Source organism: Pseudomonas sp. Marseille-QA0332, assembly GCF_054950175.1.
On sequence record NZ_CM143106.1, the window covers coordinates 2,628,748 to 2,651,414 of the forward strand.

Genomic DNA, 22,667 nt, shown 5'->3' on the forward strand with positions numbered 1-22,667 from the left:
TGTTATTGATGTGTTGCCTCGATCAAGCGATCAATAGAAATCTGTAGTGGCACGATAGTTCAGCTACTACATGAAAATTTCACGCTTTTTTTACAATTCGAAGCTTCGCACATCTTCAGATTTATTCCACAACAAAGGCAGGACGTGCCTGAACTTGTCCAGATCACCGCTGGACCAGAACCTCGAAGCTTGTGCCGGCCCCTCGGCCAGCAGCGAACGCTGGGCCAGCAGCCGTTGCAGCTGGCGCGCCACCGCCGCGCCAGTATCGATGATGGCTACCTGTGGAGGCACCATGCGCGCCAGCAGCGTCCGCAAAAAGGGATAATGCGTGCAGCCCAGGATCAACGTGTCGGCGCCAGCCGCCAGCAGCGGCTCCACGTAACCGAGCAGCAATCGATGCAGGGCCTGGCTGTGCAGGTCGCCCGCCTCGATCAGCTCGACCAGTCCTGGGCAGGGTTGGGTGACCACCCGCACGTCGCTGGCGAAGCGGTCGAGCAAGGCGGCGAACTTGGCGCTCTGCAGGGTACCGGTGGTTGCCAGCACGCCCACCACGCCCGTGCGGGTAGCCGCCGCGGCAGGCTTGACGGCCGGCTCCATGCCCACCAGTGGCCAGTCGGGATAGCGCTCGCGCAGGTCTGCCACCGCCGCGACCGTAGCCGTGTTGCAGGCCAGTACCATGGCCTTGGCGCCTTGTTCGCGAAAGAACGTGGCGATGCGTCGACAGCGCTGGCGAATATAGTCGGGGGATTTTTCCCCATAGGGGACGTGGCCGGCGTCGGCCACGTAGAACAGGGTTTCGGCGGGCAGCAGGCGCTGGATTTCGGCCAGCACCGACAAGCCGCCCACGCCAGAGTCCATCACGCCGATCGGCGCGGCCCGTTCACTCATGGAGCGAACCGCAGACCGGGCAGGCAGGGTCGCGTTTGACGCGCAGCTCGCGCAGGCGGGTGCCCAGCGCATCGATCAACAGCAGCCGGCCCACCAGCGGTTCGCCGAACCCGGCCAGCAGTTTCAATGCTTCCAGCGCTTGCAGGCTACCGACCAGACCGACCAGCGGGCCAAGTACGCCGGCTTCGCTGCAGGTCAGCTCGGCTTCGCTGCCATGGCCGTACAGGCAGTGATAGCAGGGGCTGTAGTCACGCCGCGGATCGAAGACCGTGAGCTGGCCCTCCAGGCGGATCGCCGCGCCGCTGACCAACGGGCGCCCACCCGCCATGCAGGCTGCGTTGACCGCCTCGCGCGTGCCGAAGTTGTCGGAGCAGTCCAGCACCAGGTCCACCGCGGCCACCGTCGCCGCCAGGGAGTCCTGGTCCAGCGCATGGCGATGGGCGACCAGCTTGACCTCCGGGTTGATCGCGCGCAGGCGCTGGAGCGCCGAATCCACCTTGCTCATGCCGACGCTGGCATTGTCATGGATGACCTGGCGCTGCAGGTTGGTCAGGTCGACGGTGTCGAAGTCGGCCAGGTGCAGCTCGCCTACCCCGGCGGCTGCCAGGTACAACGCCACCGGCGAGCCCAGCCCGCCGAGCCCGACGATCAGGGCCTTGGCCTGCTTGAGCCGCAACTGGCCATCGATGTCGACCTGCGACAGCAGGATCTGCCGGCTGTAGCGCAACAGCTCCTGGTCGCTCAGCATGGCAGGCACCCGAAACTGATACGTGCGTGCCCTGCCAGGTCCAAAGCGCTGTCGACCTCACAGAAGCCTTGGCGCAGCAACAACTCGCGCACTGCCTGGCCCTGGTCGTAGCCATGCTCGAGCATCAGCCAGCCTCCTGGCTCGAGGTGTTGCGGGGCCTGGGCGATGATCGCGCGCAGGTCATCGAGGCCGTCGCGGCCCGCCACCAGGGCGCTGCTAGGTTCGAAGCGCACGTCCCCGGCAGACAGATGGGGGTCGGCAGCGGCGATGTAGGGCGGATTGCTGACGATCAGTCCGAAACGCTGCCCGGCCAGTGCATCGAACCAATGGCTGGCGCGGACCTGGACGTTGTCCAGGCGCAGGCGCTGACGGTTGCGCTCGGCCAGGGCGACGGCCTGCTCGACACGATCCACCGCCAATACCTGCCAGGCAGGCCGCTCGCTGGCCAGGGCCAGGGCAATGGCTCCACTACCGGTACCAAGATCCAGCACCCGGGCGGGTACGGCCGGCACGCGCTGCAGCGCGATCTCCACCAGCAGCTCGGTTTCCGGCCGCGGGATCAGGGTGTCCCGGGCGACTTCCAGGTCAAGCTTCCAGAACCCCTGGTGGCCGAGGATATAGGCCACCGGTTCGCCGGCCCGGCGACGCGCCAGGTACTCGGCGAACGCTTCGGCCGCCTCGCTGCTGACGATGCGCTCCGGCCAGGTGTGCAGGTAGCTGCGCGACTTGCCCAGGGCATGGGCGAGCAGCAGCTCGGCATCCAGCCGTGCGGTCGGCGAGTCGGGCAGTTGGGCGCCGCGCAACAAGCTGGCGATGATGGTCATTCAATCCCCCAGTGCGGCCAGTTGATCGGCCTGGTATTCAGCCAGCAGTGGCTCGATGACGGCGTCGACGCCGCCGGCCAGGATATCATCCAGGGAGTACAGGGTCAGGTTGATACGGTGGTCGGTGACCCGACCCTGCGGATAGTTGTAGGTACGGATCCGCTCGGAGCGGTCGCCGGAACCGACCAGCAGCTTGCGCTCGCTGGCCATGGCATTCTGCGCGGCGCTGGTCTGGATGTCGTTGAGCTTGGCCGACAGCCAGGACATGGCACGCGCCCGGTTCTTGTGCTGGGAGCGCTCTTCCTGGCATTCCACCACGATACCGGTGGGCAAGTGGGTGATGCGGATGGCCGAGTCGGTCTTGTTGATGTGCTGCCCGCCGGCGCCCGAGGCGCGGTAGGTGTCGACCCGCAGGTCGGCCGGGTTGATCTCGACGGCCACCTGCTCATCCGGCTCGGCCAGCACCGCGACGGTACATGCCGAGGTATGGATGCGGCCCTGGGATTCGGTTTCCGGAACCCGCTGCACACGGTGCGCACCCGACTCGAACTTGAGCTTGGCATACACGTTGTCGCCCTCGACCCGGGCGATGATCTCCTTGTAGCCGCCGTGCTCGCCTTCGTTCTCCGAAAGAATCTCGACGCGCCAGCCGCGCTTCTCCGCATAGCGCGAGTACATGCGGAACAAGTCGCCAGAAAAGATGGCGGCTTCATCACCGCCTGTCCCGGCACGGATCTCGAGGAACACGTTGCGTCCGTCGTTGGGGTCCTTGGGCAGCAGCATGCGCTGAAGCCGACCTTCGAGCGCGAGCAGCTGCTCCTTGGCCTCGCGCACTTCCTCGGCGGCCATCTCGCGCAGGTCGGGGTCGCTGTCCTTGAGCAGCGCCTGGGCGCCTTCCAGATCATCCTGCACCTTGCGCCACTGCTGGTAGGCGCCGATCACCGGCTCGACCTCGGCGTACTCGCGCGAATGGGCACGGAATCGGGCCTGGTCGGCGATGACCTCGGCGTCGCCCAGCAGGGCGGTCAGTTCTTCGAAGCGGTCCTGGAGCGTGTCCAGTTTGTTCAGCAGCGACGCTTTCATTGCGGGGTCTTGTCCGTGGAGCCCTCGTCGAGGGCAAAGAGTTCCTGGGCCATGGCCAGCGCATCGAGGCGACCTTCGGCCGAAAGCTTCTTCAACTGCACGCTGGGGGCGTGCAGCAGTTTGTTCGTCAGCCCGCGGGCGAGCTGGGCCAGCACGTCCTGCGGATTGCCACCGTTGGCCAGCAGGCGCTGGGCCTTTTGCAGTTCTTCGTCACGCAGGCGCTCGCTTTGCTGGCGGTAGGCCCTGAGCACATCCACCGCCGCCAGCTCGCGCAAGCGCGTCATGAATTCCTCGGAGCCGGCGCTGACCAGCTCCTCGGCGGCCTGCGCCGCGCCCTGGCGGCTCTTGAGGTTCTCCGCGACCACCTCATGCAGGTCGTCTACAGTGTAGAGGTAGACGTCGTCCAGTTCGCCGACCTGCGGTTCGATATCTCGCGGCACGGCGATGTCGACCATGAAGATCGGCTTGTGCCGGCGCTGCTTCAAGGCGCTTTCGACCGCGCCCTTGCCGAGGATCGGCAACTGGCTGGCGGTGGAGCTGATGACGATGTCGCTGTTGGCCAGCTCCTGGGGGATGTCGGCCAGCAGCACGGCATGCGCGCCGAACTGTTCGGCCAGGATGCTGGCCCGCTCCAGGGTCCGGTTGGCCACCACGATGCGTCGCACGCCCTGCTCGTGCAGGTGACGGGCCACCAGGGTGATGGTTTCCCCGGCGCCGATCAGCAGCGCCTGGCTGCGGCCCAGGTCGCTGAAGATCTGGCGCGCCAGGCTGACCGCGGCGAATGCCACGGAAACCGGGTTCTCGCCGATCGCCGTGTCGGTACGCACCTGCTTGGCGGCATTGAAGGTAGCCTGGAACAGTCGCCCCAGCAACGGGCCGATGGTACCGGCCTCGCGCGCCACGGCGTAGGCCGACTTCATCTGACCAAGAATCTGCGGCTCGCCCAGCACCAGCGAGTCCAGGCCGCACGCCACGCGCATCATGTGCCGCACGGCAGCGTGTTCCTCGTGGACATAGGCGCTGGCCTGCAGCTCCGCGAGGCTCAGCTGGTGGTAGTCGGCCAGCCAGCGCAGCACCTCATCGGTGCCCAGGTGCTCCTGCTCCAGGTAGAGCTCGCTGCGGTTGCACGTCGACAGGATGGCCGCCTCGCGGCTGCCGGTGAGCCGGCACAGCTGCTGCAGGGCATCGACCAGCTGCTCGGGCGTGAAGGCCACGCGCTCGCGGACGTCTACCGAAGCCGTCTTGTGATTGATACCCAGTGCGAGAAAAGCCATGCAAGATCGCTGGTGATGACAGGAAGCCGTTAATTGTCCTACTTCGCAGGTTCCAGAACAACCACCGTTCGCTATTGTCTCAATAGACCTCGGACATCGCTGGTGGGTTTGCCCCAGCGCTTGTGTCATGATTGCCAGGACAGCCGGTGAGCCCCAAAGCCTTCCTCATATGAACAGATCCCACGCATTGCTGCTCGCACTCGCCCTGCTCCAGGGCTGCCAGAGCCTGGCCCCGGAAAAACCGCCGGCCGCCGCCACGCCCACCCTCGAGGCGGCGCCTGCCGAACCTGCCAAGCCGGTGGTCTACGGATCGTTCAGCCAGGACACCCTCTACAGCCTGCTGGTGGCCGAACTGGCCGGCCAGCGCAACCGTTTCGACATCGCCCTGGGCAACTATGTCGACCAGGCCGAGAAGACCCAGGACCCCGGTGTCTCCGAGCGAGCCTACCGCATCGCCGAATACCTCGGCGCCGACCAGCCGGCGCTGGACAGCGCCCTGATCTGGGCGCGCAACGATGCCGGCAACCTCGATGCGCAGCGCGCCGCGGCCATCCAGCTGGCTCGCGCCGGGCGCTATGACGATGCCATGGCCTACATGGAGAAGGTCCTGCAGGGCCAGGGCGACACGCACTTCGATTTCCTTGCCCTGTCGGCGGCGGAAACCGACCAGGGCACCCGCGACGGCCTGCTGCAGAGCTTCGATCGACTGCTGGCGAAGCATCCCGACAACAGCCAGCTGGTGTTCGGCAAGGCGCTGCTGCTCAACGAGGACGGCAAGGCCCAGGAAGCGCTCGACCTGCTCGAGGCCCAACCTGCGCAGGAGGGTGAAATCGCCCCACTGCTGTTGCGCGCCCGCCTGCTGCAAACGCTCGAGCGAGGCAGCGAAGCGCTGCCGCTGCTGCAGAAGGCCATCCGCGAGAACCCGGACGACAAGCGCCTGCGCCTGACCTACGCCCGGACCCTGGTGGAACAGGACCGCCTGCTGGAGGCCAAGGCTGAGTTCGCCAGCCTGGTCCAGCAGTACCCGGACGACGACGAGCTGCGCTATTCGCTGGCCTTGATCAGCCTGGAAACCAAGGACTGGGACGAAGCCGAGGGCTACTTGCGCGAGCTGATCGAGCGCGACAGCAACGTCGATGCCGCGCATCTGAACCTGGGGCGGGTCCGCGAGGAGCGCGACGACCCCGAAGGCGCCTTGCGCGAGTACGCGCAGGTCGGCCCCGGCGCCGAATACCTGCCCGCCATGCTGCGCCAGGCCGATATCCTGATCGGCAACGGCCGCGGCAAGCAGGCCTCGCATCTGCTCGCCGAGGCCCGCGAGGCGCAGCCCGACCTGGCCGTACAGCTCTACCTGATCGAGGCCGAGGCGCTGGGCAACAATGGCAAGGATGCCCAGGCCGAAGCCGTGCTGGCGCAAGCCATCGAGCACCATCCCGACGACCTGAGCCTGCTTTACACCCGCGCCATGCTTGCCGAAAAGCGCGATGACCTCGCGCAACTGGAGCGCGATCTGCGCACGATCATCGCCCGCGAGCCGGACAATGCCATGGCGCTCAATGCCCTGGGCTATACCCTCGCCGACCGGACCAGTCGGCACGCCGAAGCCAAGGCGCTGATCGAGAAGGCCCACCAGATCAACCCCGACGACCCGGCCGTGCTCGACAGCCTTGGCTGGGTGAACTACCGCCTGGGCCAGCTGGACGAGGCCGAGCGCCTGCTGCGCCAGGCCTACGAGCGCTTCCCCGACCATGAGGTAGCCGCCCACCTGGGCGAAGTCCTCTGGGTTGGCGGCAAGCGTCGCGAGGCCCGCCAGTTCTGGGCCAAGGGCCTCGAAGCCGAGCCCGACAGCCCCATCCTGCGCAAGACTCTTCTGCGCCTGACCGGATCCGAGAACCTTTGAACATGTCATTGCTGCGCCACTGCATCGTCTTCACCCTCGTCGCCGTGCTGGCCGGCTGCGCCGGCTTCGGCTCCCGCGAAGCCCTCCAGGGCCAGGGCAATCCGCAACAATGGAAGGCCCACAAGGCGCAGTTGTCGAGCCTCGACGGCTGGCAGATCGACGGCAAGGTCGGCATCCGCGCGCCGAAGGATTCCGGCAGCGGCACGCTGTTCTGGCTGCAGCGCCAGGACTACTACGACATTCGCCTGGCCGGGCCGCTGGGCCGTGGCGCCGCTCGCCTGACCGGCCGCCCCGGTGGCGTGGTGCTGGAAGTCGCCAACCAGGGCCGCTACGAGGCCCCCTCCCCGGAGACCTTGCTGGAGCAACAGCTCGGCTGGCGATTGCCGGTATCGCACCTGGTATGGTGGGTTCGCGGTTTGCCGGCACCCGACAGCAAGAGCCAGCTGACCCTCGATGGCGACAGCCGCTTGGCCAGCCTGGACCAGGACGGCTGGCAGGTACGCTACCTGAGCTACACCGAGCAGAACGGCTACTGGCTGCCCGAACGCATCAAGCTGCATGGCCAGGACCTCGACGTGACCGTGGTGGTCAAAGGCTGGCAGCCCCGCCAGCTGGGGCGCTGAGCGATGGCCAGGCTTACCCTGCCGGCGCCGGCCAAGCTCAACCTGTGGCTGCACATCATCGGCCGCCGCGCCGATGGCTATCATGAGCTGGAGACCGTGTTCCAGTTTCTCGAGCATGCCGACCAGCTCACCTTCGAGCTGCGCCAGGACGGCCAGATATGCCTGCACGACTCGCTCGCGACGGTTGCCCACGACAGTAACCTGATCGTTCGCGCCGCGCGCAGCCTGCAACAGGCTTCGGGCTGCCGGCTGGGCGCGGACATCTGGCTGCAGAAGGTTCTGCCAATGGGTGGTGGCATCGGCGGCGGCAGTTCCGACGCCGCCACTACCCTGCTGGCGCTCGATCGCCTCTGGCAACTGGGCTGGGATCACGATCGCCTGGCTGAGCTGGGCCTGGCCCTCGGCGCCGACGTGCCGGTCTTCGTGCGTGGTCATGCCGCGTTCGCCCAGGGCGTCGGCGAACAGCTGACACCGGTCGATCCGGACGAGCCTTGGTACGTCGTGCTGGTGCCGCAAGTGTCTGTCAGCACAGCGGAAATTTTTTCACATCCGCAGTTGACACGTGATTCCCTCCCCCTTAAGATGCGCCCCGTTCCCGAGGGAAACAGTCGAAATGACTGCCAACCGGTGGTAGAGCAAGGTTATCCGGAAGTTCGCGCTGCACTGAACGCACTGGGTCGATACACCGAAGCTCGACTTACCGGGACTGGAAGTTGCGTGTTTGGGGCCTTCCCAAGCAAAGCCGAAGCTGATAGAGTTCTGGCCCTTCTTTCAGAGACCCAAACAGGGTTTGTGGCAAAGGGAAGCAACATCTCGATGTTGCATCGCAAGCTGCAGAGCCTGCTCTAGGAATCGAGTATCGTACTCGAAAGCAACAGATACAGGGGCGTCGCCAAGCGGTAAGGCAGCAGGTTTTGATCCTGCCATGCGTTGGTTCGAATCCAGCCGCCCCTGCCATTTTCCTTATACTCATCCAGGTATACCCTCAGCCTTCAGGTACTGCGCGTGTCCAAGATGATGGTCTTTACGGGGAATGCCAACCCCGATCTGGCTCGGCGTGTCGTACGTCAGCTGCACATCCCTCTGGGTGATGTTTCTGTCGGCAAGTTCTCCGACGGCGAAATCAGTGCTGAAATCAATGAGAACGTTCGTGGTAAGGACGTCTTCATCATCCAGCCTACGTGCGCGCCAACCAATGATAACCTGATGGAACTGGTGGTGATGGCCGACGCCTTCCGCCGCTCCTCAGCCTCCCGAATCACCGCCGTGGTTCCCTACTTCGGATACGCCCGCCAGGACCGCCGTCCGCGTTCGGCTCGTGTAGCGATCAGCGCCAAGGTCGTGGCTGACATGCTCACCGTCGTCGGTATCGACCGTGTTCTCACCGTCGACCTGCACGCAGACCAGATCCAGGGCTTCTTCGATATCCCCGTCGACAACATCTACGGCTCGCCCGTACTGGTCGACGACATCGAGGACCAGCGCTTCGAAAACCTGATGATCGTCTCCCCGGACATCGGTGGCGTCGTGCGCGCACGTGCCGTCGCCAAGTCCCTGGGTGTCGACCTGGGCATCATCGACAAGCGCCGCGAAAAGGCCAATCACTCCGAAGTGATGCACATCATCGGCGACGTCGAAGGACGCACCTGCATCCTGGTAGACGACATGGTCGACACCGCCGGCACCCTGTGCCATGCGGCCAAGGCCCTGAAGGAACACGGCGCAGCCAAGGTCTATGCCTACTGCACCCACCCTGTCCTGTCGGGTCGTGCGATCGAGAACATCGAGAAGTCCGTGCTGGACGAGCTGGTGGTGACCAACACCATCCCGCTGTCCGCCGCGGCGCAGGCCTGTGACCGTATCCGTCAGCTGGATATCGCACCGGTCGTGGCTGAAGCGGTACGCCGCATCAGCAACGAAGAATCGATCAGCGCGATGTTCCGCTAAGCGGGCATCGACTGACGAAAAGCGCCCCGCCCCAGCATCGTCGCTGGGGCGGGGCTTTTTTGCCCTTTCCGGTCCGGCGCTGGTCGCAAGCGCCCTCCGGAAGGCTTACTTGGAGAAACAAAAATGACCGATTTCATCCTGAACGCCCAAGCGCGTACTGACCTGGGGAAAGGTGCGAGCCGCCGCCTGCGTCACTCCGCCAACATCCCGGCCGTCGTCTACGGTGGCAACAAGGACGCCGAATCCCTGACCATCCTGGCCAAGGAAATCACCAAGCTGTTCGACAACGAGGCGGCCTTCAGCCACGTCATCGAACTGAACGTCGACGGCGCCAAGCAGAACGTCATCGTCAAGGCTCTGCAGCGTCACCCGTCCAAGGGCTTCATCATGCACGCCGACTTCGTTCGCGTCGTCGCCGGCCAGAAGCTGACCGCCAAGGTCCCGGTTCACTTCATCAACGAAGAAGCGCCGGTCAAGAAAGGCGGCGAAGTCTCGCACACCGAGAACGAGATCGAAGTTTCCTGCGAAGCCAAGGACCTGCCTGAATTCATCGAAGTCGACCTGGCCAACGCTGAAATCGGCACCATCATCCACCTGTCGGACCTCAAGGCTCCGAAAGGCGTCGAGTTCGTCGCCCTGGCCCACGGTGATGACAAGGCCGTTGCCAACGTTCACGCTCCGCGCATCTCCGCCGAAGCTGCTGAAGAAGGCGCTGCCGAGTAACCACTCGCGCGCCGGTGTTGATTGGATTACAGTGCTGCGCGCACTGTAATCCACCGACTCCAAGGAAGAGCCCCTGACGTGACCGCCATCCAGTTGATCGTCGGCCTGGGTAACCCGGGCCCCGAATACGAACAGACCCGGCATAACGCAGGGGCTCTTTTCGTTGAACGCATCGCCAGCGCCCAGCGTGTCTCCCTGGCCGCTGATCGCAAGTATTTCGGCCTGACGGCAAAATTCAGCCATCAGGGCCACGATGTTCGCCTGTTGATCCCCACCACCTACATGAACCGCAGCGGCCAGTCCGTGGCGGCGCTGGCCAATTTCTTCCGGATCCCGCCGGCGGCCATCCTGGTGGCGCATGACGAACTCGACCTGCCCCCGGGCGTCGCCAAGCTCAAGAAGGGCGGCGGGCACGGTGGGCACAACGGTCTGCGCGACATCATCGCGCAGCTCGGCAACCAGAACGACTTCCACCGCCTGCGGCTCGGCATCGGCCACCCGGGTGACGCCAAGCTGGTCTCCAACTTCGTCCTGGGTCGCGCGCCACGCGCCGAACAGGAGAAGCTCGACGCCAGCATCGATTTTGCCCTCGGCGTCTTGCCGGACGTGCTGGCCGGCGACTTCGCCAAGGCCATGCGCGAACTGCACGGCCAGAAGGCCTGAACTCACCAAGAGGGGAATACCCATGGGTTTCAACTGCGGCATCGTCGGCCTGCCCAACGTGGGCAAGTCCACCCTGTTCAACGCCTTGACCAAATCCGGCATCGCGGCGGAGAACTTCCCCTTCTGCACCATCGAGCCGAACAGCGGCATCGTGCCGATGCCCGATGCGCGTCTCGACGCCCTGGCGGCCATCGTCAAGCCCAACCGCGTCCTGCCGACCACCATGGAATTCGTCGACATCGCCGGCCTGGTCGCGGGCGCCTCCAAGGGTGAAGGCCTGGGCAACAAGTTCCTCGCCAACATTCGCGAGACCGACGCCATCGCTCACGTGGTGCGCTGCTTCGAAGACGAGAACGTGATCCACGTGTCCAACAGCGTCGACCCCAAGCGCGACATCGAGATCATCGACCTGGAGCTGATCTTCGCCGACCTCGACAGCTGCGAAAAGCAGCTGCAGAAGGTCGCCCGCAACGCCAAGGGTGGCGACAAGGACGCCCTGGCGCAGAAAGCCATCCTCGAGAAGCTGATCCCCCACTTCACCGAAGGCAAGCCCGCGCGCAGCCTGATGAAGGACATGGGTGCCGACGAAAAGGCCCTGATCCGTGGCTTCCACCTGCTGACCAGCAAGCCGGTGATGTACATCGCCAACGTCGCCGAGGACGGCTTCGAGAACAACCCGCACCTGGACGTGGTCAAGGCCATCGCCGAGGAAGAAGGCGCGGTGGTGGTGCCGGTATGCAACAAGATCGAAGCCGAGATCGCCGAGCTCGAGGAAGGCGAAGAGAAGGACATGTTCCTCGAGGCCCTGGGCCTGGAAGAGCCTGGCCTGAACCGCGTCATCCGTGCCGGCTACAGCCTGCTGAACCTGCAGACTTACTTCACCGCCGGGGTGCAGGAAGTCCGCGCCTGGACCGTTCGCGTCGGCGCCACCGCCCCGCAGGCCGCCGGGGTTATCCACACCGACTTCGAGAAAGGCTTCATCCGCGCCGAAGTGGTCGCCTATGACGACTTCATCCAGTACAAGGGCGAAAGCGGCGCCAAGGAAGCCGGCAAGTGGCGGCTGGAAGGTAAGGACTACATCGTCAAGGATGGCGATGTGATGCACTTCCGTTTCAACGTCTGAACAACGCTTCAGCGTTCAGGAGCGCTTGGATACGGTCTACCGAGCGCTCCCGAGGGTCACGCCTTGTTCCTTTCCCCGCGCCGTGATGTCGGCGCGGCGAACGTTACTTCTGTCTGCCCTGTACAAAAAATGGGCTAGTCAAACCTCTAAATGGGGTATCAAGGCGAAAATACCCCATTAAGCCGCCATGACTACCCTGTTCCTCCCCCTCTTCGACCGCAGACCCCTCTTTGCACTCAAGTATTCCCCAGCGCCGCCGATCCTCTGGGAAAGCGCTCCGGCGCAACCGTGATGGGCCATGGACGAGAAGCTGGCGATCCGCGTGACCCGGACGATCCCGCCCTCTCGCAAGGAGCTTCGCCATGCCTACCCCGCGAGCCCGCATCGCCTCTCAACTCGGTATCGCCCTGGCCATCGTGCTGACGCTGGTGATCACCGGCAGCACCCTGTTCGCCCTGCATTCGCTCGACAACGCCAACCTGGCCACCCGGCAGGAGCACCTGGCCAGCGAGGCACGGTTGCTGGCTGATCAGCTCGATACCTTCCATGGCTCGCTCAAGGACAATACCCAGCGCCTGAGCGGCCTGTTCGAGCGGCGCTTCGCCTCCGGCCTGTCGTTGCATGCGGGCGAGACGGTACAGGTCGCCGGCGAGGCCACGCCAGCCCTGTACCAGGGCGAGCGGCTGCTGAACAACGACTTCCAGCAGGTCGACGACTTCAAGCTGATGACCGCCGGCGTGGCGACCCTGTTCGTGCGCAGTGGCGAGGATTTCATCCGTATCAGCACGTCGGTGACCAAGCAGGACGGCAGTCGCGCCATCGGTACCCGCCTCGACCGTCAGCATCCGGCCTATGCGCGACTGCTCGCCGGTCAGACCTATGTCGGTCGGGCCCTGCTGTTCGAGCGCAACTACATGACTCGCTACGTCCCGGTGCGCGATGGCAATGGCCAGGTGTTCGCCGTGCTGTTCGTCGGGTTCGACTATACCGATGCGCAGAACGCCCAGATCGCCAACCTGCAGCGCTTTCGCATCGGCCAGACCGGCTCGCTGGCGATACTCGACGAGCAAGGCCAGTGGCTGGTCGCGCCAGCCGGGGTGACCGACCTGTCAGCGGCGGCCGCGGCGCTGAGCGGTCTCGTCGGCCAGGCTGGTCGCTTCTGGCAGAGCGACGATCAAGCGTTGTTCAGCGTGGCCGTGGCCTTTGCCGAAGGGCCGTGGAGCGTGGTGGCGAGCATGCCTGAAAAGGAGCTGCGCGAAGTGACCTGGAGCGTCGGCCTGCGCCTGGCCATCGGCAGCCTGCTGACGATGCTGCTGGCGGTGGCCGCCACGCTCTGGCTACTGCGCCGCAAGCTGCGCCCACTGGGCGACCTGGTACGCCAGGCCGAAGCCTTGGGCGCAGGCGACCTGGGCGCGCGCCTGGCGCTCACCAGCCATGACGAAATCGGCCAGCTGGCGCGCAGCTTCAACCAGATGGCCGATGCCCTGACCAGCATGGTCAGGCAGATCCGCGATGCTTCCGAGCAGGTCGGCGCACGTGCCCATTCGCTGGCTGGGCTGTCCTCGCAGGGTTGCGCAGGCATGGAGCAGCAGTCCGGGGAAATCACCAGCATGGCTGGCGCGGTCGAGGAGTTCAGCGCCACCTCGATGGACATCGCCGACAACATGCTCGGTACCGAACGCATGGCCAGGGACAATGCCCAGCAGACCCGCATCGGACGCAGCGCCATGGACGAGGCGTCGGCTTCGCTGCGGCAGATTGCCCAAGCCCTGACAGAGACGACTTCAGTGATGGATACCTTGGGCGCACGCTCCCAAGAGATCGGCGGTATCGTCGGGGTGATTACCGCGATTGCCGAACAGACCAACCTGCTGGCCTTGAACGCCGCCATCGAGGCCGCCCGGGCGGGCGAGCAGGGCCGTGGCTTCGCCGTGGTCGCCGACGAGGTACGCAGCCTGGCGGCGCGCACCCGGCAGGCCACCGAAGAGATTTCCGGGATGATCGCCAGCATCCAGCAACAAACCGGACAAGCCATCGGCACCTTGCAACAAGGCAACCAGATGATGCAGCAAGGGCTGGAACGCAACGGCAAGGTCGCCGAGGCCCTGGCCCGCATCGACGAACAGAGTCGCGTCGCGGGCGAACAGTTCGCCGTGATCAGCACCGCTACCCAGGAACAGAGCAGCACGGCCACCGTGCTCAGCCGCAACCTGCAGAGCATCGCTCAGGCCAATAGCCAGCAACACGGCGTGGCCAACGAACTGGCCGCCACGGCCCAGGAGTTGGAAGGGTTGGCCGGGCAGCTGCGCCAGCAGGTCGGCCGCTTCCGCGTCGAGCGCTAGCCTGCGCGGCGCTCCAACGGCATCAGGAAGTCGCGGCGGTACAACGGTAAACGCTCGATGTGTACCTGGCCGCCAAGAAAAAGCCATCCGGACCGACAAGGGTCACGGATGGCTTGGGGCGGTGCGAACCCTGTTCCGGCATCGACCTTGCCGGGGCAGGCCGAAACCGGGACGAAGCTCATGCCGCAATGCCACTGGGCAGGCAGGGCCAGAGGGCGCGACTACCTGGCTGCGCCCCGCCCTCTTGGCCCGGGCTAGCGCTGCGCCACGGTATAGCCGGAGCCCGCGGGCGTCGCGCTCTGCCGGGCGCTTCTTTCGATCAGCACGGCACGGATGCCTGCGACACCGACCTTCAAGCGTAGCTTGGCCACTGCCAGGCCCTGGCTTGCCAGCTCTTCGTCGGAGGCCGCCGAAGCAGGCACGGGCGCATCGATTCGCAGGGTCCCGTTGCTGAAGACCATCACTTTGATGGTGACGGCCGTGCCGTTGCCATCGAGGATCTCGGCACGGGTCCATGCCGAATGGTTTCCGCTCAGGTCAGGCACTGCCTGCACCGCTTCGTGCGTCGACTCGAGCGTGATGCTGTTGCCCAGGTCCGCGGCGCGGTAGCGACCTTGCAGCTGCGCGCTCGCGCCCTGTTCCCGGTTGAACACGCCCAGCGTGCCATGCACGGTAGGCTCGGCTGGCTGGTCGGCCAGCGCCAGGCTCCAGCGACCATGGCCGCGCAGCGGGGTATCGAGCACCAGCGCCTGGCCGGCGAGGCCGTCCACGGCATCCGGAGCAGCGTCTCGGTAGATCGGCCCGTTGCTCACGAACAGATTGCCACCTTGGTGCTCCGTCACCAGCGTATCGCTGCGATCGACGAACAACGCCGTGCCATTGGCACCTTGCACCTCGGTGATCAAGCCTACCGGGGTATGCAGCACAGGCTCGATGACGCCTTCACCGATCAGCATGACCGGATCGATACGGTAGTTGCCTGCATCCGTACCGGCCAGCAACAGGTCCGAAACGCTGACAGCCTTGCCTGGTCCGGCCGCAGGCGTTGCATAGAAGCCGGTTCCCGATGCGCTCACCACGTCGCCATCGACCACGCCATCGAGAATGATCTGCTCGATCGGCGCCAGGGTGCTGCCGTCGTAGGTCTTGCTGCCAACCACGACAGTCCCGCTGAGCGCTTTTTGCTCGATGGACGCCCGCCCGATTTGCGCGGTGGTGTCGAAGCGGTAGTTGCCCGCTTCTTCGCCGGTCAGCGCGATGCCGGAACCGGTAACCGACTTGTCGGTGCCGGCGTTCTTGTCGGCGAACGAGCCGGTGGTGCCGCTGCCAGTCACCTTGCCCTGGTCACCGTCGACCACGCCGACCAGGCCAACGTTGCCCAGCTGCGCGATGGTGTTGCCGTCGTAGACCTTGTCGGCCACGTCGGCGATACCGGTCAGCACCTTGCGCTCGATCGTCGCCTTGCCGATCTCGGCGCTGGTGTCGAAGCTATAGTTGCCTGCCTCCTCGCCAGTCAGGGCGATGCCGGAACCGGTGACCGTCTTGTCGGCGCCGGCGTTCTTGTCGACGAACGAGCCGGTGTTACCGGCGCCGGTCACCTTGCCCTGGTCGGCGTCGATCACGCCGACCAGACCAACGTTGCCCAACTGGGCGCCGGTGTTGCCGTCATAGACCTTGTCGGCCACGTCGGCGATACCGGTCAGCACCTTGCGTTCGATCGTCGCCTTGCCGATCTCGGCCGTGGTATCGAAGCGGTAGTTGCCCGCTTCTGCACCGCTCAGGGCGATACCGGAACCGGTGACCGACTTGCCGGTGCCGGCGTTCTTGTCGGCGAACGAGCCGGTGGTGCCGCTGCCAGTCACCTTGCCCTGGTCACCGTCGACCACGCCGACCAGGCCAACGTTGCCCAGCTGCGCGATGGTGTTGCCGTCGTAGACCTTGTCGGCCACGTCGGCGATACCGGTCAGCACCTTGCGCTCGATCGTCGCCTTGCCGATCTCGGCGCTGGTGTCGAAGCTATAGTTGCCTGCCTCCTCGCCAGTCAGGGCGATGCCGGAACCGGTGACCGTCTTGTCGGCGCCGGCGTTCTTGTCGATGAACGAGCCGGTGTTACCGGCGCCGGTCACCTTGCCCTGGTCGGCGTCGATCACGCCGACCAGACCAACGTTACCCAACTGGGCGCCGGTGTTGCCGTCATAGACCTTGTCGGCCACGTCGGCGATGCCGGTCAGCACCTTGCGCTCGATCGTCGCCTTGCCGATTTCGGCCGTGGTATCGAAGCGGTAGTTGTTGGCTTCTTCGCCAGTCAGGGCGATGCCCGAACCGGTGACCGACTTGTCGACACCAGCGTTCTTGTCGACGAACGAGCCGGTGGTGCCGGTCCCGGTCACCTTGCCTTCGTCACCGTCGACCACGCCGACCAGGTCCAGGTCGCTGAGCTGGGCGTTGGTGCCGCCGTCGTAGACCTTGTCGGCCACCTCGGCGATACCGGTCAGCACCTTGCGCTCGATCGTCGCCTTGCCGATTTCGGCCGTGGTATCGAAGCGGTAGTTGTTGGCTTCTTCGCCAGTCAGGGCGATGCCCGAACCGGTGACCGACTTGTCGACACCAGCGTTCTTGTCGACGAACGAGCCGGTGGTGCCGGTCCCGGTCACCTTGCCTTCGTCACCGTCGACCACGCCGACCAGGTCCAGGTCGCTGAGCTGGGCGTTGGTGCCGCCGTCGTAGACCTTGTCGGCCACCTCGGCGATACCGGTCAGCACCTTGCGCTCGATCGTCGCCTTGCCGATTTCGGCCGTGGTATCGAAGCGGTAGTTGTTGGCTTCTTCGCCAGTCAGGGCGATGCCCGAACCGGTGACCGACTTGTCGACACCAGCGTTCTTGTCGACGAACGAGCCGGTGGTGCCGGTCCCGGTCACCTTGCCTTCGTCACCGTCGACCACGCCGACCAGGTCCAGGTCGCTGAGCTGGGCGTTGGTGCCGCCGTCGTAGACCTTGTCGGCCACCTCGGCGATACCGGTCAGCACCTTGCGCTCGATCGTCGCCTTGCCGATTTCGGCCGTGGTATCGAAGCGGTAGTTGTTGGCTTCTTCGCCAGTCAGGGCGATGCCCGAACCGGTGACCGACTTGTCGACGCCAGCGTTCTTGTCGACGAACGAGCCGGTGGTGCCGGTCCCGGTCACCTTGCCTTCGTCACCGTCGACCACGCCGACCAGGTCCAGGTCGCTGAGCTGGGCGTTGGTGCCGCCGTCGTAGACCTTGTCGGCCACCTCGGCGATACCGGTCAGCACCTTGCGCTCGATCGTCGCCTTGCCGATTTCGGCCGTGGTATCGAAGCGGTAGTTGTTGGCTTCTTCGCCAGTCAGGGCGATGCCGGAACCGGTAACCGATTTGTCAGCACCGGCGTTCTTGTCGACGAACGAGCCGGTGGTACCAGTGCCAGTCACCTTGCCTTCGTCACCGTCGACCACGCCGACCAGGTCCAGGTCGCTGAGCTGGGCGTTGGTGCCGCCGTCGTAGACCTTGTCGGCCACCTCGGCGATACCGCTCAGCACCTTGCGCTCGATCGTCGCCTTGCCGATTTCGGCCGTGGTATCGAAGCGGTAGTTGTTGGCTTCTTCGCCAGTCAGGGCGATGCCCGAACCGGTGACCGACTTGTCGACGCCAGCGTTCTTGTCGACGAACGAGCCGGTGGTGCCGGTCCCGGTCACCTTGCCTTCGTCACCGTCGACCACGCCGACCAGGTCCAGGTCGCTGAGCTGGGCGTTGGTGCCGCCGTCGTAGACCTTGTCGGCCACCTCGGCGATACCGGTCAGCACCTTGCGCTCGATCGTCGCCTTGCCGATTTCGGCCGTGGTATCGAAGCGGTAGTTGTTGGCTTCTTCGCCAGTCAGGGCGATGCCGGAACCGGTAACCGATTTGTCAGCACCGGCGTTCTTGTCGACGAACGAGCCGGTGGTACCAGTGCCAGTCACCTTGCCTTCGTCACCGTCGACCACGCCGACCAGGTCCAGGTCGCTGAGCTGGGCGTTGGTGCCGCCGTCGTAGACCTTGTCGGCCACCTCGGCGATACCGCTCAGCACCTTGCGCTCGATCGTCGCCTTGCCGATTTCGGCCGTGGTATCGAAGCGGTAGTTGTTGGCTTCTTCGCCAGTCAGGGCGATGCCCGAACCGGTGACCGACTTGTCGACGCCAGCGTTCTTGTCGACGAACGAGCCGGTGGTGCCGGTCCCGGTCACCTTGCCTTCGTCACCGTCGACCACGCCGACCAGGTCCAGGTCGCTGAGCTGGGCGTTGGTGCCGCCGTCGTAGACCTTGTCGGCCACCTCGGCGATACCGGTCAGCACCTTGCGCTCGATCGTCGCCTTGCCGATTTCGGCCGTGGTATCGAAGCGGTAGTTGTTGGCTTCTTCGCCAGTCAGGGCGATGCCCGAACCGGTGACCGACTTGTCGACGCCAGCGTTCTTGTCGACGAACGAGCCGGTGGTGCCGGTCCCGGTCACCTTGCCTTCGTCACCGTCGACCACGCCGACCAGGTCCAGGTCGCTGAGCTGGGCGTTGGTGCCGCCGTCGTAGACCTTGTCGGCCACCTCGGCGATACCGGTCAGCACCTTGCGCTCGATCGTCGCCTTGCCGATTTCGGCCGTGGTATCGAAGCGGTAGTTGTTGGCTTCTTCGCCAGTCAGGGCGATGCCCGAACCGGTGACCGACTTGCCGATGCCAGCGTTCTTGTCGAAGAACGAGCCGGTACCGCTACCCGTCACCTTGCCTTCGTCGCCGTCGACCACGCCAACCAGGTCCAGGTCACTCAGCTGGGCGTTGGTGCCGCCGTCGTAGACCTTGTCGGCCACCTCGGCAATACCGGTCAACACCTTGCGCGCGATACTGGCTACGCCACTGGCCGTGGCGTCGAGCAGGGTATAGTTGCCGGCCTCATCGCCGACCAGGCCCATGTCGCTGAGCACGACTGCCTTGTCGCTGCCCGCATTCTTGTCGGCGAACAGCGCCGTGCCCGCCTCGCCGACGACCTTGCCCTGGTCCGCGGCAATCACGCCTTGCAGCTCGATACCGGTTACCGAAGCGTTGCGGCCACCGTCGTAGGTCTTGTCGGCCACACCGACCTGACCGACCGTCAGCCCCTTGGGCGTGATGTCTGCCACGCCCGTCAGTGCGAGCCCGGACAGGTCGAGCTCATAGTTGCCGGCGTCCGCGCCCAGCAACTGCAGCCCGGTCACCTCGACCGTCTTGCTGATGCCTGCATTCTTGTCGCTGAAGCTACCGCTGCCGGTGGCGTGCAACTGGTCGCCGGAAACCAGGTTGTCGAAGACCACATCCGTCACTTCGGCGACGCGCGTGCCGTCGTAAACCTTGTCAGCCACCTGTGCCGCGCCGTTGCCGCCGTTGCCCAGCTCCAGCTTGCGCTTGTCGATCACGCCGATGTCGGCCGAGGCACTGTCGGACTCCAACTGGTAGCCGTAGACCTTCACTTGCCCATTGCTGGCATCGCCGATCGCGATGCCGGTGGCGCTCACCGACTTGCCGCCCCCGGCCTGCTTGTCGTCGTACTGGGCCTGCCCGCCCGCGCCGATGACGAAGCCCACCTGGTCACCGTCGATGGCGCCCGTGCTCGTATAGTTGCCAGCGTCGAGCGAAGCTTGGGCGTTGCCGTCGTAGGTCTTGCGCACTTCCCCGGTCAGGCTGACCTTGACCACCGGCGCGACCTTGTAGATGTGCCCGTTGCCGGTGGACTGGGCGATGGTGTCGCCGAACTGGGTGTTGTACTGCTTGAAGTCGACGGCCAGCCCACCGCGCGTATCCTGCTGTGGGGAAGTCGAGTAGGTCAGCCAGCGACCAGCGCTGTTGCTGCTGAGCAAGGCATTGGCGCCGGCATTGTTGACGAAGTTGCGTGCCGCGGCCAGGACCACCGCGTCGCCGCTGCCATGGGCCTGCACGCTGCCGCCGGTACCGATGAGCACATCGCCCACGCCGGCCTTGCCGATCACGTGTCCAGTGGCATTGCGGTTCTCCAGCGCCCCGTTCACCTGCAGCTCGCCGTTGAGCAAGGTCAGGTTGTTGTTGGCATTGAAGCTGAAGCCACTGCTGTTGACCGTGGTGATACCGGTCCCGTCGGCGCGGCCGATGGTCAAGTTGCGGATGTTGTCCAGCTTGCCCAGCGTATCGGCCGTGGCGATCCCGTCGGTACCGTCCAGGGCGATGTTGGTCGAGGCCTGCCAAGGCTCCAGGTTGATGCTCGCCGTCGAGACGTTCTGCAGGCGGGCCTGGGTGAAGTCGATGTTGCTGGCGCGCAGGGTCAGAGCGCGGTCGCCGGTATCGAGCTTGACGGTGCTGGTGAAGTTGATATCGCCATCGGTATGGATCGAGGCGCCACCCAGCATGGTCAACGGCGTGTTGAAATTCACGTCGCCGCTGAGGCTGAGCAGGCCGCCCAGGCGCTTCTCGCCGGTCGAGCCACCCAAGGCGCTGGCGCCCATGGCATCGCCGAAGTACAGGCGCCCGCTGCCCAGGGTCACGTCGCCGTTGAGGGTAGCGATGCTCTCTGCATAATTGGTGGTACCGAACGACAGGTACAGGTTGCCGCCGTTGGTGTTGATCGGCGTATCGATGGTCAACGCACCACGCCCACCGTTGTCCGAATCGCTGGACAGGCGCACGTAGCCGCCATGGGTGGTCAATGCCCCGGCGATGGTCAGGCCATCGGCACCCAGCAACGTGATGCTGCCGGCGCCAGGGGTGCCCGAACCTGCCGAATTGACGTTGTGCGTCGGCAAGGCGGCGACGTCGGGGTTTTCGCCCGCGCCATGGGCGATCAGGTTGGCGACGTTGCTGATGCTGCCACTGCCGGTGCCACCGGACTGGAAGTACAGGCTCCCGGTCCCGGAAACCTCGATGGTGTTGCCTGCATTGTCAAAGCGGATGGCACTGTTGCTGCTGGAACGATTGCCGGCCTCCACCCGCAGACTGACGTCTTTCTGCATGCTGATGGTGCCATCGCCGCCGTTCTGCTGGAGGTCGGCGAAGGTGATGGCACCGGTTGCGGTCATCAAGACGTTGGCGGTCTGGGCTTCGAGCGTCTTTTCGTAGACGGTGATGTCGCCGCTACCGCTGGTCCAGTCGCCACTGTTTCCACTGCCGCCGGACACCGTGATGTTGGTGGGGTCGAGCAGCAGGTCGCCGGTGCGCCCCTTGCTCGCCCGCGCATCGGTGGTCCCATCGTAGCGCAGGGTCTGCTTACCGGAGACTTCCGCCTTGCCACCGTTGCCGCCCTGCTCGCCACCGCGCACCGAGATCTTGCCGGCGAAACGATTGTCCTGGTCCGACCAGGCGACGACGGTACCGCCGTCGCCCTGGGCGGTCGCATCGGCGTGCAGGTGCGAGGCCGCATCGACTTCGACCTGGCGGGCATTGCGCACACTGCTGTCCTGGCCCTGCCAGCCACCGCCGACCTTGATGCTGCCGCCACCCTTGGCGCCATCGGCGTTCAGCTTGGCAGCCTGCAGCGAGACTTGCTCGCCGGTCACGACGATCTCGCCTCCCTTGCCTTGGCCTGACGAGACATCGAGGGTGCCGGCTACCTGGGTCAGCCCGCCCTGGTCGTCACCGTCGAGGACGATCCGGCCGTTGCGCGCCACCAGGCTGTGCGCCTCGATCACACCGGTGTTGTTGACCACGCTGCTGATGGCCGCGTCCGCCGAGCGGGCGCTCAAGGTAACGGTGCCGCCATCGGCGCTGATGTGTCCGCCATTCTCGACCAGGGCATCGAGTACGCCGCGTTCTACGTTGACGCTGACCAATCCGTCGCCCTGGAAGTCCAGGCTGACCTTGTCGGCGGCGGCCATGACCGTGCTGCCGCCAGGTGTGCTGATCGAGCCGGTATTGCTGACCTGCGGCCCGATGAGCGCGACCATCGAGCCTTGCGCGGCGCGAATGTCGCCCTGGTTGACCACCGCGCCGGCGCCGGCACCGCCAGTGAGCCGGTGCTGGCCGGCCATGAAGTCAGCATCGGTGATTTGCAGCGAAGAGGCCAGCAGGCCGCCGACGTTGACCTGTGCGCCTTTGCCGATCACCACGCCGTTGGGGTTGAGCAGCCAGACCTGACCATTGGCGTCGAGCTTGCCGAGGATCTGGCTGGCGTTGCCACCGCCGACGACCCGGTTGAGCGCGATGCTCTGGCTGTTCGGCTGGTCGAAGCGTACGGAAGCGTCGGCACCGATGTCGAAGCTGTTCCACTGGGCGACCATCTTGTCGGAGGTCTGGTGAATGTTCATCTGGCTGCCGTTCTGGCTGATGCTGCCAGCCCCGGCGACGATGTTGCCGCCAGTGGGCAACGGTGCCGCGCAGGCCAGCCCGCTGCCGAGCAGGCCCAGGGCAGCCAGCATGCCGATCACGCCACCGCGCTTGCCGCGGGCAGTGGAGGTTTCGGCAACCGCCACGAAGGCCTGGGCGGTGTCGCTCCAGACCAGGCGATAGACATGGTTCAACGATGCGCTTTTCATAAGGTGTTCCTCACAA

Annotated in this window: 14 protein-coding genes, 1 tRNA gene and 1 pseudogene; 10 read left to right on the forward strand and 6 right to left on the reverse strand. The window is 65.3% G+C overall.

The window, feature by feature from the left end; translation table 11 throughout:
* Window positions 1-90: 90 nt before the first annotated feature.
* From murI to hemA, 5 genes are read right to left on the reverse strand one after another with little or no spacing between them, the layout of a single operon-like run.
* Complete coding sequence (gene murI, locus ACY8GK_RS12250) at window positions 91-888, reverse strand: glutamate racemase (protein ID WP_196176995.1); 798 nt, start codon at window positions 886-888, stop codon at window positions 91-93.
* Window positions 881-1,636 carry a molybdopterin-synthase adenylyltransferase MoeB gene (locus tag ACY8GK_RS12255; RefSeq protein ID WP_196176994.1) on the reverse strand — a complete coding sequence of 252 codons (756 nt, stop codon included), beginning with the start codon at window positions 1,634-1,636 and terminating at the stop codon, window positions 881-883. The genes murI and ACY8GK_RS12255 overlap by 8 nt, the downstream gene beginning before the upstream one ends.
* Window positions 1,630-2,460: a peptide chain release factor N(5)-glutamine methyltransferase gene (gene prmC / locus ACY8GK_RS12260; protein ID WP_462401346.1), complete on the reverse strand. Its 831-nt coding sequence runs from the start codon at window positions 2,458-2,460 to the stop codon at window positions 1,630-1,632. Before prmC ends, ACY8GK_RS12255 begins: the two co-directional genes overlap by 7 nt.
* A complete protein-coding gene (gene prfA, locus ACY8GK_RS12265) occupies window positions 2,461-3,543 on the reverse strand; it encodes a peptide chain release factor 1 (RefSeq protein ID WP_196176992.1) in 1,083 nt (360 codons plus the stop codon). It abuts the gene before it with no gap.
* Entirely contained in the window at window positions 3,540-4,817 is a 1,278-nt protein-coding gene (hemA, locus tag ACY8GK_RS12270; RefSeq protein WP_462401347.1) for a glutamyl-tRNA reductase, read from the reverse strand. The genes prfA and hemA overlap by 4 nt, the downstream gene beginning before the upstream one ends.
* A 169-nt stretch (window positions 4,818-4,986) precedes the next feature.
* Between hemA and ACY8GK_RS12275 the strand changes: the two genes are divergently transcribed.
* The 10 genes and pseudogenes from ACY8GK_RS12275 to ACY8GK_RS12320 all read left to right on the forward strand — a co-directional run bounded on the left by ACY8GK_RS12275 (window position 4,987) and on the right by ACY8GK_RS12320 (window position 14,138).
* On the forward strand, window positions 4,987-6,717 hold the full coding sequence (locus tag ACY8GK_RS12275; protein WP_196176990.1) for a tetratricopeptide repeat protein: 1,731 nt from the start codon (window positions 4,987-4,989) through the stop codon (window positions 6,715-6,717).
* 2 nt (window positions 6,718-6,719) lie between these two features.
* Window positions 6,720-7,340 carry a lipoprotein insertase outer membrane protein LolB gene (gene lolB, locus ACY8GK_RS12280; protein WP_196176989.1) on the forward strand — a complete coding sequence of 207 codons (621 nt, stop codon included), beginning with the start codon at window positions 6,720-6,722 and terminating at the stop codon, window positions 7,338-7,340.
* A 3-nt stretch (window positions 7,341-7,343) separates the two neighbouring features.
* Window positions 7,344-8,189 (forward strand): 4-(cytidine 5'-diphospho)-2-C-methyl-D-erythritol kinase, encoded by an 846-nt coding sequence (gene ispE, locus ACY8GK_RS12285; RefSeq protein ID WP_196176988.1) that lies wholly within the window; start codon window positions 7,344-7,346, stop codon window positions 8,187-8,189.
* A gap of 33 nt (window positions 8,190-8,222) precedes the next feature.
* Window positions 8,223-8,297 (forward strand) — tRNA-Gln (locus ACY8GK_RS12290).
* A gap of 48 nt (window positions 8,298-8,345) precedes the next feature.
* Entirely contained in the window at window positions 8,346-9,287 is a 942-nt protein-coding gene (locus ACY8GK_RS12295) for a ribose-phosphate pyrophosphokinase (protein WP_196176987.1), read from the forward strand.
* Window positions 9,288-9,410: 123 nt separating this feature from the next.
* Entirely contained in the window at window positions 9,411-10,010 is a 600-nt protein-coding gene (locus ACY8GK_RS12300) for a 50S ribosomal protein L25/general stress protein Ctc (protein ID WP_196176986.1), read from the forward strand.
* A gap of 78 nt (window positions 10,011-10,088) precedes the next feature.
* A complete protein-coding gene (gene pth / locus ACY8GK_RS12305) occupies window positions 10,089-10,673 on the forward strand; it encodes an aminoacyl-tRNA hydrolase (RefSeq protein ID WP_196176985.1) in 585 nt (194 codons plus the stop codon).
* 22 nt (window positions 10,674-10,695) lie between these two features.
* Window positions 10,696-11,796 carry a redox-regulated ATPase YchF gene (gene ychF, locus ACY8GK_RS12310; protein ID WP_196176984.1) on the forward strand — a complete coding sequence of 367 codons (1,101 nt, stop codon included), beginning with the start codon at window positions 10,696-10,698 and terminating at the stop codon, window positions 11,794-11,796.
* Window positions 11,797-12,158: 362 nt separating this feature from the next.
* Window positions 12,159-13,274 (forward strand): annotated as a pseudogene (locus tag ACY8GK_RS12315) (Cache 3/Cache 2 fusion domain-containing protein); the annotation flags it as partial.
* A 132-nt stretch (window positions 13,275-13,406) separates the two neighbouring features.
* Window positions 13,407-14,138 carry a methyl-accepting chemotaxis protein gene (locus tag ACY8GK_RS12320; RefSeq protein ID WP_462403018.1) on the forward strand — a complete coding sequence of 244 codons (732 nt, stop codon included), beginning with the start codon at window positions 13,407-13,409 and terminating at the stop codon, window positions 14,136-14,138.
* Between the two features lie 254 nt (window positions 14,139-14,392).
* On the opposite strand, the gene ACY8GK_RS12325 is transcribed toward ACY8GK_RS12320, so the two are convergent.
* On the reverse strand, window positions 14,393-22,651 hold the full coding sequence (locus tag ACY8GK_RS12325) for a YDG domain-containing protein (protein ID WP_462401348.1): 8,259 nt from the start codon (window positions 22,649-22,651) through the stop codon (window positions 14,393-14,395).
* Window positions 22,652-22,667: the final 16 nt, after the last annotated feature.